11 protein-coding genes are annotated in these 11,790 nt (G+C 70.1%); 9 read left to right on the plus strand and 2 right to left on the minus strand.

What is annotated here, in order from left to right:
- From IRT45_RS22250 to IRT45_RS22285, 8 genes are all read left to right on the plus strand, one after another.
- Nucleotides 1-467: cbb3-type cytochrome c oxidase subunit I (locus tag IRT45_RS22250; RefSeq protein WP_194807770.1), on the plus strand; the 467-nt coding region annotated here is incomplete at its 5' end.
- A gap of 219 nt (nucleotides 468-686) precedes the next feature.
- The gene (serB, locus tag IRT45_RS22255; RefSeq protein ID WP_227995335.1) at nucleotides 687-1,940 is read left to right on the plus strand and encodes a phosphoserine phosphatase SerB; all 1,254 of its coding nucleotides are present in this window, start codon (nucleotides 687-689) and stop codon (nucleotides 1,938-1,940) included.
- Complete coding sequence (locus IRT45_RS22260; protein ID WP_194807771.1) at nucleotides 1,940-2,758, plus strand: peptidyl-tRNA hydrolase; 819 nt, start codon at nucleotides 1,940-1,942, stop codon at nucleotides 2,756-2,758. The genes serB and IRT45_RS22260 overlap by 1 nt, the downstream gene beginning before the upstream one ends.
- 194 nt (nucleotides 2,759-2,952) lie before the next feature.
- Nucleotides 2,953-3,783: an ABC transporter ATP-binding protein gene (locus tag IRT45_RS22265; protein WP_194807830.1), complete on the plus strand. Its 831-nt coding sequence runs from the start codon at nucleotides 2,953-2,955 to the stop codon at nucleotides 3,781-3,783.
- 81 nt (nucleotides 3,784-3,864) lie between these two features.
- On the plus strand, nucleotides 3,865-4,698 hold the full coding sequence (locus IRT45_RS22270; protein ID WP_194807772.1) for an NUDIX domain-containing protein: 834 nt from the start codon (nucleotides 3,865-3,867) through the stop codon (nucleotides 4,696-4,698).
- Between the two features lie 241 nt (nucleotides 4,699-4,939).
- Nucleotides 4,940-5,704 (plus strand): enoyl-CoA hydratase-related protein, encoded by a 765-nt coding sequence (locus IRT45_RS22275; protein WP_194807773.1) that lies wholly within the window; start codon nucleotides 4,940-4,942, stop codon nucleotides 5,702-5,704.
- A 36-nt stretch (nucleotides 5,705-5,740) separates the two neighbouring features.
- A complete protein-coding gene (locus IRT45_RS22280; protein WP_194807774.1) occupies nucleotides 5,741-6,718 on the plus strand; it encodes a class I SAM-dependent methyltransferase in 978 nt (325 codons plus the stop codon).
- A gap of 328 nt (nucleotides 6,719-7,046) precedes the next feature.
- Nucleotides 7,047-8,294 (plus strand): class I SAM-dependent methyltransferase, encoded by a 1,248-nt coding sequence (locus IRT45_RS22285; RefSeq protein ID WP_194807775.1) that lies wholly within the window; start codon nucleotides 7,047-7,049, stop codon nucleotides 8,292-8,294.
- Between the two features lie 9 nt (nucleotides 8,295-8,303).
- On the opposite strand, the gene IRT45_RS22290 is transcribed toward IRT45_RS22285, so the two are convergent.
- Complete coding sequence (locus IRT45_RS22290) at nucleotides 8,304-9,596, minus strand: PQQ-binding-like beta-propeller repeat protein (protein ID WP_309241096.1); 1,293 nt, start codon at nucleotides 9,594-9,596, stop codon at nucleotides 8,304-8,306.
- Nucleotides 9,597-9,944: 348 nt separating this feature from the next.
- Here IRT45_RS22290 and IRT45_RS22295 point away from each other — a divergent pair, with 348 nt between their 5' ends.
- Entirely contained in the window at nucleotides 9,945-10,688 is a 744-nt protein-coding gene (locus IRT45_RS22295) for an acyltransferase (RefSeq protein ID WP_194807832.1), read from the plus strand.
- A 29-nt stretch (nucleotides 10,689-10,717) separates the two neighbouring features.
- Here the strand turns inward: IRT45_RS22295 and IRT45_RS22300 are convergent, their stop codons facing one another.
- Nucleotides 10,718-11,731, minus strand: coding sequence for an RNA polymerase subunit sigma-70 (locus IRT45_RS22300; RefSeq protein WP_228534776.1), 1,014 nt, complete (start codon nucleotides 11,729-11,731; stop codon nucleotides 10,718-10,720).
- Nucleotides 11,732-11,790 lie beyond the last annotated feature (59 nt).

Here is an 11,790-nt window from a genome sequence, read left to right on the forward strand (position 1 = left end):
GCCGCATGATGGACGAGCGCTTGGCGAAGTGGCACTTCTGGGCGACCATGGTCGGCTTCCACACCACCTTCCTGGTCCAGCACTGGCTGGGCGCCGAAGGCATGCCACGCCGGTACGCCGACTACCTGCCGACCGACGGCTTCACCACCCTGAACACGGTCTCCACGATCGGCGCCTTCATCCTCGGTGCCTCGACGCTGCCGTTCATCTGGAACGTCTTCAAGAGCTACCGCTACGGCGAGGTCGTGACCGTGGACGACCCGTGGGGTTACGGCAACTCGCTGGAGTGGGCCACCACCTGCCCGCCGCCGCGGCACAACTTCTACGAACTGCCGCGGATCCGCTCCGAGCGTCCGGCGTTCGAGCTGCACTACCCGCACATGGTGGAGCGCATGCGGGCCGAGGCGCACGTGGGCTGGGGCTCGAAGTCCCAGCACGTGGCCGAGCTCGAGAAGGTGTCGAGCTAGTACCCCGCATCGAGTAGCGAAGTCCCGGCGCGGCGGCCGTCCAGTGCGACGGCCGCCGCGTTCGGCGTTTCGGGGGTGCCGCGCCGGGCCGGGCTGCGGCGGCGCCTCCGGTGACCGGTGCGCGCCGGTGGCCGCACCCGACCTGAGAGAATGTCTGCTGGCCGTCGGCGGACCGCGATCGCCGGCGCGAGGAGCTGTGACGAAGAGATGGAGTTGCGCGTGGGCACGTCCGAGTCCGATCGTGGCACCGCCACCGAGACGACGGTGCTGATCACGGTCACCGGACCCGATAAACCGGGCGTGACCTCGGTGCTGCTGGCGGCGCTGTCCCGGCACGGCGTGAGCCTGCTGGATGTGGAGCAGGTCGTGATCCGGGGCCGGTTGACCCTCGGTGTGCTGGTGACGAGTCCCGGCGATCCGGAGGATCTGCAGGATCAGCTCGAGGACGCGATGGCGACCGTCGGCATGCAGGTCGATGTCGAGATCGGCGCCAACTCGGTCTCCGGGGCGCCGCTGTCCACACACGCGGTGGTGGTGCTCGGCAGCCCGGTGACCGCTCGCGCGTTCAGCACGATCGCCCGCACGCTGGCCGCGCAGGAGGTGAACATCGACTCCATCCGCGGCATCGCCGACTATCCGGTGACCGGCCTCGAATTGATGGTCACCGCACCGGCTACCGAGGACGCGCTGGCCGAAACCCGCCTGCGCACGGCGCTGGCCGAGGTCGCCGCGAAGGAGAAGGTCGACGTCGCCGTCGAGCGCGCGGGTCTGGCCCGGCGGGCCAAGCGACTCATCGTCTTCGACGTCGACTCCACCCTGATCCAGGGCGAGGTGATCGAGATGCTGGCCGCGCACGCCGGTGTCGAGGAGGAGGTCCGCAAGGTCACCGAGGCCGCGATGCGCGGGGAGATCGACTTCGCCGAATCGCTGCGCCAGCGCGTCGCCACCCTCACCGGACTGGACGAGACGGTGATCGACCAGGTCGCCGAGCGGATCGAACTGACCCCCGGCGCGCGGACCACCATTCGCACCCTGCGCCGGCTCGGATTCCGCTGCGGCGTGGTCTCGGGTGGCTTCCGGCAGGTCATCGAACCGCTGGCGCACGAACTGGAATTGGATTTCGTGCACGCCAACACCCTCGAGGTGGTCGACGGCAAGCTCACCGGCCAGGTCATCGGCGAAATCGTCGACCGGCCGGGAAAGGCGGTCGCGCTGCGGCGTTTCGCGGCCGAGGCCGGCGTGCCGATGGAACAGACCGTCGCGGTCGGCGACGGCGCCAACGATATCGACATGCTCAACGCGGCCGGCCTGGGTATCGCCTTCCAGGCCAAGCCCGCACTGCGGGAGGTCGCCGACACGGCGCTGTCGCATCCGTTCCTGGACGCGGTGCTTTTCATCCTCGGTGTCACCCGCGACGAGGTCGAGGCCGCGGACGCTCGTGACGGTCTGCTGCGCCGGGTGCCGCTGAGCTGATGACCGAACCCGAGCTCGACGCGCCCGGCCCCGGCGCCGCACCGCCGCTCCTGCTGGATGCGGGTTTCCGCGCCCGGCATGCGGAGCTCGCACTCGGCTATGGTGGCGGCGGCGACCCGGACGATCCCGCGCAGGTGCAGGCGATGCAGATGGTCCTGCACATTCCGAAAGCCGAACCGCCGCTGCGCAGTGCGGTACTGGAGGCGGCGGCCGCCGCGGCCGTGGCGCTCTGCCTGGACCCGCGGGTGGGTCCGGACGGCGAGTGGCAGGGCCGCTACCTCGGGTGGAAGCGCTCGCGTATCCGGAAGGTCGCACGCCGTGCCCGTGGCGCGCAGTGGCTCGCGGCCGGCGAGGTGGACGGCGTCACGGTCGAGGTGGACGGTGCCGAGGCCCGCGCCCTGGTACCCGGTCCGGTGGGCGAGGTCGACCCGCGCATCCGCAAACTGCAGATCGGCGGCACCGACCTCGAACACGACGAGCCCGGCCCGCCGGATCCGGAACTGCCTGTGCTGTGGGTGAATTCGGCCCTGGGCATGACCGTCGGCAAGGCGGCGGCGCAGGTCGGTCACGCGAGCATGTTGCTGGCCGGTGCGCTGCCGGTGGAACAAGCCTTCGCCTGGGCGCAGCGTGGATTCCGCTGCGCCGTCCGGGATGCGGAGCCGGATCAGTGGGCCCGCCTGTGCGCCCGAGTGAACGGTAGCGACGGGCCGGAGACCATCGCCGCCGTTCGGGATGCCGGGTTCACCGAAGTCGCACCCGGATCGATGACGGTGATCGCGGCGGCGCCGCCGATCAGCCCGCTCGACGACGCGGCGTAGCGCGGTGCGATCATCCATCGCACACCGAGTGAAGGCGCGGCGCGCCATGGCGGTGTCGAGCCCCGTAGGGTGCCAAACGTGCGGAATGTCACTGTGGCAATGGTCGATTCGGATCGTGGGGGAGCGGGAGGCCGACTATGACGGATAGCGTGCACACCGACCACGTTGGCAACGGATCGAGCGCGTCGGCAAAGATGGAGCTCGTGCCGCAACCGGATCCCGATCTGCTCATCGATTTCAACGAGGTGACCGTCCGGCGGTCGGGCCACACCCTGGTGGGTCCCGTCACCTGGCAGGTGGAGCTCGACGAACGCTGGGTCGTGCTCGGCCCCAACGGCGCCGGGAAGACGTCGCTGCTGCGGATGGCCGCCGCCGAGCTGTATCCGACCTCGGGGTCGGCCACGCTGCTGGGCGAGGTGCTCGGCAAGACCGACATCAGCGAACTGCGCCCGCGCATCGGCCTGTCATCGGCGGCGGTGGCCAGCCGGATCCCGCTGGACGAAACGGTGTCGGATCTCGTGGTGTCGGCGGGGTATGCCGTGATGGGCCGCTGGCGGGAACGCTACGACGAGGTCGACACCGACCGCGCCGTCGACATCCTGGAAAGCCTGGGCGCCGAACACCTTTCCGACCGCGCCTACGGAACCCTGTCCGAGGGCGAACGCAAACGCGTCCTCATCGCCCGCGCCCTGATGACCGATCCCGAACTGCTGCTGCTCGACGAGCCGGCCGCCGGGCTGGACCTGGGTGGCCGCGAGGAACTGGTCGAGCAACTGGGCGATCTGGCCGCCGACCCGGATGCTCCGGCGACCGTGCTGGTCACCCATCACGTCGAGGAGATTCCGCCCGGCTTCACCCACGCACTGCTGCTCAACGAGGGCGATGTGATCGCGCAGGGCCTGCTTTCGGATGTGCTGACCGCGGAGAATCTCAGCGAGGCCTTCCGCCAGTCCATCGCCCTCGATCGCATCGACGGACGGTATTTCGCGCGGCGCTCGCAACGCTTCGGCCGCCACCGCGCCTGAACCCCGATCGCGCGGCGTGCGCCGGTGCCGCTTTCGGACACCTGCTGCCGATCGGAACCGAGCGCGCGTTATGGTGCGATCGTGAGTGAATCTGTTGCGGAAACCCCGGCCGAGCCACCGGCGCCGAAGGACGCTTCGACCGTAGTGCTCGTGCGTGACGGCGCATCCGGACCGGAGGTATTCCTGCAACGACGGGTCAAGGCGATGGCCTTCGCGGCCGGCATGACGGTCTTTCCCGGTGGTGGTGTCGACCCCTCCGACGCGGATGCGGAAATCGGCTGGGCAGGGCCGGACCCGACGTGGTGGGGCCGGCGTTTCGGGGTCGACCGCTCTCGCGCGCAGGCGCTGGTGTGTGCCGCGGTCCGGGAGACCTTCGAGGAATGCGGTGTGCTGCTGGCGGGACCGACCGCCGACACCGTCGTCTCCGACACCGCCGCCTACCGCAGTGCCCGGGAGAAGCTCGAGCGCCGCGAACTGTCGTTCGGCGATTTCCTGGCGAACGAGAATCTGGTGTTGCGCGCGGATCTGCTGCGCCCGTGGGACAACTGGATCACCCCGGTGGTGGAACCGCGCCGCTACGACACCTACTTCTTCGTCGCGGTGTTGCCCGAGGGGCAGCGCGCCGACGGCGCTACGACCGAGGCACACGACGTCGCGTGGCGGACCCCGGCGCAGGCGCTGGATCGCTGGCGGGCCGGCGAGGACGTCCTACTGCCGCCGACCTGGACGCAGCTGAGCTCGATCGCCGAATTCGCCTCCACGGCAGAGATTCTCGCGGCCGATCGTGCGATCAGCCCGATCATGCCGATCTTCGAACCGGTCGACGGTCAGCCGATGCTGCAATTCCCGAACAACCACCGGTATTTCGCCGACATGCCGGACGCGTCCCGGTTGCAGGGTTCGAAGCGAGACTGAGCCGGCAGTACGACCGAACTCACCCGGCCACGGGCACGGGGCCGAGTCGCGAGCTGCTACCCGGCACCGGTCGCCGTGCGGCGGGCTCGTACCAGGGGACCGTTTCGCCTCGCGGGTCGGGTCGGCCAGCGTCCCGTCGCGCTAGCGGCAGCCCGGACGGCGACGCGCTGTCCGGCGGGCGGAACCGGCGCGAACATCCCGACGTCGGAGGTGTCGCGCCACGCACAGTAGGCTCGCCGCTGTGGCCGAATTCGTGACCGTGGACCGTGTCGAGGCGGGAATCGCCGTACTGCGTTTCGCCCGGCCGCCGCTGAATCTCATCGATCTGCAGCTGGCGCTGGAGCTGGCGGCGGCCGCCGACGCCCTCGCGGCGGACGACGAGGTGCGGGCGGTGATCGTCTACGGCGACGAGCGAATCTTCAGCGCGGGCGACGACGTCGCCGAACTCGCGCGCTGGACGACCGGCCAGGCCGGTGCCGTCGCCGCGGATCTGCAGCAGGCGCTGGGTTGTCTGGCCCGGATTCCGCAGCCGACGATCGCCGCCGTCACCGGGTACGCGGTCGGCGCGGGACTCGAGCTCGCTCTGGGCGCCGACCGCCGGTTGATCGGTGACAACGTCAAGCTGGGCTTGCCGCAGATCCGGGCGGGCCTGATCCCGGTGGCCGGCATCCGCCGGTTGGGGCTGCTCGTGGGCCCGGGCCAGGCCAAGGATCTGGTGTACACCGGCCGCTATGTCGATGCCGAGGAGGCCGCGGCGATCGGGCTGGTCGACGAAGTGGTCGCTCCCGACGACGTCTTCGGCGCGGCGCTGCGGTGGGCGCGGCAGTTCACCACCGGTCCGGCCCGCGCGCTGGCCGCCGCGAAACGGGTCTTCGAGGCCGGTCCGCACGGCCTCGACCGCGCCCGCGCCGAGTGGGCTGAGCTGTTCGACACCGAAGACCGCAGCGTAGGAACACGTTCTTATTCGGCGTCCGGTCCGGGTGCCGCGGAATTCCTGGGCCGCTGACCCACTCCGCGTGATCACTCGATACGCTGTGCGACCATGACCGCACGTCTTGACGACCCCGCGCCGAACCCGCACGCCACCGAGGCCGAGGTCCAGGCCGCGCTCACCGACAACAAACTTGCGCAGGTCCTCTACCACGACTGGGAGGCGGAGACCTACGACGACAAATGGTCCATCTCCTACGACGAGCGGTGCATCGAGTACGCGCGCGGCCGCTTCGACGCCGTCGCCCCGAATGCGCCGCTGCCGTACGAGCGGGCCCTCGAACTCGGTTGCGGCACCGGCTTCTTCCTGCTGAATCTGATGCAGGCCGGGGTGGCGAAAACCGGTTCGGTGACCGACCTGTCGCCGGGCATGGTCAAGGTCGCCACCCGCAACGCGCAGAATCTGGGGCTGGATGTCGACGGCCGTGTCGCCGACGCCGAGACCATCCCCTACGAGGACAACACCTTCGACCTGGTCGTGGGACATGCTGTGCTGCACCACATTCCGGACGTGGAGCAGGCGCTGCGGGAATGCCTGCGGGTGCTGAAGCCCGGCGGCCGCTTCGTCTTCGCCGGTGAGCCGACCACCATCGGCAACCTCTACGCCCGCAAACTGGGCCAGATCACCTGGAAGGTCACCACCGAGGTCACCAAGCTGCCGTTCCTGTCCGACTGGCGGCGACCGCAGGCCGAACTGGACGAGTCGTCGCGGGCCGCGGCCCTGGAGGCCGTCGTCGACCTGCACACCTTCGATCCCTCCGAACTCGAGCAGATCGCCCGTAGCGCGGGTGCGGTGCAGGTGCACGCCGAGACCGAGGAATTCGCCGCCGCGCTGTGGGGCTGGCCGGTGCGCACCTTCGAGGCCGCGGTGCCGGAGGAGAAGCTGACCTGGCGCTACCGGATGGCCCAGTACAAGGCGTGGCTCGGTCTGAGCAAGCTCGACGAGAAGGTGCTGCGCCACGTGGTGCCGCGCCAGTTCTTCTACAACGCCATGATCACCGGCGTCAAGCCGGGCGCCGCCGGAAAGTAGTGGGCGGCAGGCTGTTTCGCGTGCGGACCGGCAACGCTGCCGGTCCGGCGTGGACCGTCTCGACGGGCGTGGGATGCGTGCTCCGGCCGTCGGCGGTGGCCCTGCCGGGTCGCAGCCCGATCGGCCGGCTCCCGTTCGGCCGGCAGAGTGTCTTCATGCCTTCGCGGCCGGAGGCGGTCCGGGGAGCGCGCTGTCGTGCGCCGTTCCGCGCTCGATCGCGGGACGAGACCGCGCAACCGGTGTCGGTGTCCTACCGGCGCGAAGCCTCCGCCCGCGCGACAAGGGTTGCGGCGCAGCCGGTCTCGCGCGGACGCCCGGGGCCGCGCTGATGGGATATTCGTTCACAGCGGGGGATGTCGCCTATCTGGACAGCGCGGCCGGCCGGGAAGCACTGCCGAAGGCCGGGGAATTCGCGCTGACTCCCGCGACGATGCTGCGGGATCTGGAAACTCTGCGGCGCGACTACGGTGACCGCACAGCCGCGCTGGTGGAGACCGTGCGGCTGCGCCGGCGGGCGGCCGCCAAACTCGACGACGCGGCCGAGTGGCTGTTCACCGACGACGCTCTGCAGCAGGCGACGCCGAGTCTCGTTGCGCGACACCGGGCCCGGCGGCTGGCGGGGCGTCCCGTCCACGACGTCACGTGCTCGGTCGGCGCGGAACTGGCCGCGCTGCGGCGGGAATGCCCGGCGGTGCTGGGGAGCGATCTGGACCGGGTGCGGCTGGCGATGGCCGCGCACAATCTGGCCGACGCGCCGAATGTCGCTCTGCTGCAGGCCGATGCGCTGCGGCCGTGCAGTACCGGCACCGTGGTGATCGCTGATCCGGCGCGGCGCGCGGGAGGCCGGCGCACCCACGATCCGGATCGGCTGCAACCACCGTTGCCGCAGCTGCTGGCCGCCCATCGTGACCGCGATCTGGTCGTGAAGTGCGCTCCCGGACTGGATTTCGACCGTTTCGCGCTGCGGCGGCCGGACGCGCAACCCCTGCCCGCGCGAGCGGACCGGGCGGCCGCCGACGGTTACGAGGGGCTCTTCTGGGATGGTGAGGTCGAGGTGGTCTCCCTCGACGGCGCCGTCCGCGAAGCCTGCCTGTGGTCGCGCGGACTCACCGAATCCGGGGTGACCAGGCGGGCCACGGTGTTGCGTAGCGACGGTTCGTCGTGGTCGCTGACCGACGCCGAGCCCGACGACCTTCCCGAACGCGAGCCCGGAACCTGGCTCGTCGACCCGGACGGCGCGGTGGTCCGGGCCGGTCTGGTCCGTCACTACGCCGCGAGATACGGCCTCTGGCAACTGGATCCGCGCATCGCCTACCTTACCGGCGACACCGTGCCGCCGGGGGTGCGCGGCTTCCGCATTCTGGATCGGCTGGAATTCCGGGAGAAGGCGCTGCGCGGCGAACTGCACCGTCGCGACTGCGGTCCGCTCGAGATCCTGCTTCGCGGCGTCGACGTCGATCCCGATGCGCTGCGCCGCCGGATCAAACCCCGGGGCAGCACCCCGCACACCGTGGTGATCACCCGGATCGACCGGACCGCAACGGCATTCGTCTGCGAAACCCCGCCCGCCCGGTGAGCGGGGAGGTCAGCGGTCCGGTGTGAAGGCGAACAGTTCGCCGATCCGGGTGCCGACCACGACCTGGCCGTCGGGCCCGATCGCGGTGGACACCGTCGTACCTTGCGCACTCGGCAGCGGGGCCGAGGCGATCGTCTTACCCGACTTCGTGTCGAAGGTCAGCAGATGCAGCGCCTCACCCATCGGCACCACCACGTAGCCGGTGTCGCCGGCGGTCTGCACCGGACGGCCGCGCAGCGTGAGATCCTTGCGCTCCCAGGCGATGTCGACGCGGTCGCCGTTGTCGCGCAACGCCATCAGATGTCCGTCGTCGCCGGCCGGAATCAGCAGGCCGTCGAGCACGGAGATGCCGCCGCGCGGAGTGAAGCCCAGCGGCTGTGTCCATTTCGTGTGGCCGTCGGCGGTGTCGACGGCGAGCAGCCGTCCGCTGTTGTCACCCACGTACAGCGTCTTCCCGTCCGCCGCCAGTGCCGGGCTCGTCGCGCTGCCGTCGGTGAGGATGTCGACGCTCCAGTCCTGGGTGACCTTCTTGTCGGCGTAGTGCAGCGCCACCAGGGACGCCGTGGGGGCGCCGGTGCGCCACGCGGTCAGATAGAACCGGCCCGAATTCGGGTCGAGCGCCGACACATTCGCCACCGCGCACTGCGGACCGCCGACGGCGCAGTCGTCGATGCCCTGCCCGTCCGGCGGGCGCGCCACATTCGGGTGGGAGAGGAAGTCGGGATCGCCCAGCACCTGATAGGTCGACACCTCGCGGTCGCCGGTCTGGCGGTCCAGGACGTCGACCTGACCGGACTGCGACACCGACAACACGGTGCCGTCGTGGGTGAACTGCACCGAGACCGGAACGCCGGCAACGGGAGTGCGCCAGCGCGGCTGCCCCAGCGGGTTGAACGAGAACACCGCGCCGTCGTCGCCCACATACACATTGCTCGCCCCGTCGACGGCCGAGGCCGCCGCGACGGCATCCGGTCCCAGCGCGTTACAGAAACGCTTGCGCCCGGTGGGCATCTGGAACGAGAAGATCATGCCGGTGGTCCCCGGCTTGCCGACACAGTCGGTGGTGGTGCGGGAGGTGACGAACAGCTGGCCGTCCGGGCCGATCGTGGTCGCGTTCGCCAGCGGGCCGCCGATCGGCCGCGACCAGCTCAGACTGAGATGACGGGCGCCGGTGACCGAACTCGCGCCGCTGTTGCGGGCGTCGTGGAACGCCGACTGCCAGCCCTTGCCGGAACCGACCTTGATGTCGTCGATGGTGCTGCTGCCGCATCCGGTCAGGATCAGGAGGCCCAGGGTGCCCACCGCCGCGATGACGCGCCTCGGGGCGCCTCCCCGAATCACCGAGTGGCGCAAGATCGTCGGGTGGTGTCCGCCGCGGTCGTGCTCGCTGCGCTCGGGTCGCCGGCTGCCGCTTCGCACCTGCTGGACTCCCATCTGTTCGTAACGGGCCTGCACGAGACTAGAACATTCACCGCCGTGACAGCGTGCTGGGTGAGAATGCGACCGGCCACCCGGCCACCGGGGAGTGTCCGCGATCCGATTTCCCGGGGCGCAAGCGCGCGCCCGCGGTGCGAAAGTACGCTGGTACCTCGATCAGGTGACCACCGAGGTAACCGTCGCCCGAGGAAAGGGAGCTGGCCCGTGACGAGCATGTGGGGCGCACCGTTGCGTTCGCGTTGGCGGGGTTCGCGCCGCCGGGATCCGGAGCAGGCGCGCTTTCTGACCGTGGCGTCGCTGCGCTGGGCGCTCGCCAATCGGGCGTACACGCCGTGGTACCTGGTGCGGTACTACCGGCTGTTCAAATTCCGGCTGGCGAATCCGCATATCGTGCTGCGCGGCATGGTCTTCCTCGGTCGCAATGTGGAGATCCACGCCACGCCGGAGCTCGGCCGGATGGAGATCGGCAAATGGGTGCACATCGGCGACGGCAACGCGCTGCGCTGCCACGAGGGTTCGCTGCGCATCGGCGACAAGGTGGTCTTCGGTAAGGACAACGTCGTCAACACCTATCTCGATATCGAGATCGGCGAGTCGACCCTGGTCGCGGACTGGTGCTACATCTGCGACTTCGACCATCGGATGGACGATGTGACGATGCCGATCAAGGATCAGGGCATCGTGAAGAGCCCGGTCCGCATCGGCCCCGACACCTGGATCGCGGCCAAGGTGACCGTGCTGCGCGAGACCCGGGTGGGCCGCGGCTGCGTGCTCGGCGCCCATGCCGTGGTGAAGGGGGAGATCCCCGATTTCAGCATCGCCGTCGGGGCTCCCGCCCGGGTGGTCAAGAACCGCAAGAAGGCCTGGGACGACGCCGCCGAGGAGCGGGCCCGGCATGCCGCCGCCCTGGCCGATATCGAACGCAAGAAGGCGGGAGTCGGCGCCGGATCGGACTGATCCGGCGAACGGGCGTTCCCGTCGTACCGCTATCGGCTCGGTAGCGTGCGCGGCAGTCCGAACCACGGCAGCACTGTGCTCTCGAATCGGGTCAGAGCACCGATGCGCCCGCCGGTGAGTGACAGGACGTACAGGCCGGTGCCGTGACTGCTGCCGTCCGGGCCGCGCAGATAGGCGCCGAACGCCGGTTGGCCGTTGGCGCGCGTCGGAACCAGATCGAAACGCCGCCCGGCAGCGAAGATTCCGGCGCAGAAGCGGGCGGCGACCTCGCGGCCCACGTATTCGAACGGAATCGGCGGCATCGAGATGAAGACGTCGTCGGTCAGCAGTCGCACGAGCGCGTCCACATCGGCCGATTCCCACGCGTGCGCGAATCTCGCCACGATCGCGGCCTCGTCGGCCGACCCCGGTGCCGGTGATCGGCCGATCGGGCGGCGCCGCTCGAGTGCCGCGCGGGCCCGGGCGAGGGCACTGTTGACCGAGTCGACGGTGGTGTCGAGCATCCGGGCGGTCTCGGTCGCGCGGAAACCGAGGACATCGCGCAGGACGAGGACGGCGACCTGGCGCGGCGGCAGCAGTTGTAGTGCGGTCACGAAGGCCAGCGAGACGGACTCGCTCAGCTCGTAGCGGGCCTCCGGGCCGGGCGGCGCCTGCTCGAGCAGCGCGTCGGGACAGGGCTGCAACCACACGACCTCGCCCAGCCTCGAGGGCTCCGGCGGTTCCACGTTCGGCACGTCCCACTCCTTCGCCCGGCGCCGGCCCGTGGCCCGGCGCGCGTTGAGGCACCGGTTGGTGGCGATCCGGTACAGCCAGGTGCGCAGCGAGGAGCGTTCCTGAAATGCGCCGATGCCCTGCCACGCGGCCAGCATCGTGTCCTGCAGGACGTCCTCGGCATCCTGGAGCGAGCCCAGCATCCGGTAGCAGTGCAGCTGTAACTCCGCGCGGTACGGCGCGGTCAATGCCCGAAAGGCCGCACTGTCGCCTGCCCGCGCCCGGGCCATCAGATCGCCGATCGCCACCGCGTCGTCATCTCCGTCCGTCATGTCATACCTCCACGAATATGGACACCGCGGCGACAGTGAATGTGTCGGTCCGGACGCGA

It is taken from the genome of Nocardia sp. BSTN01 (genome assembly GCF_015354405.1).
Taxonomy (GTDB): domain Bacteria; phylum Actinomycetota; class Actinomycetes; order Mycobacteriales; family Mycobacteriaceae; genus Nocardia.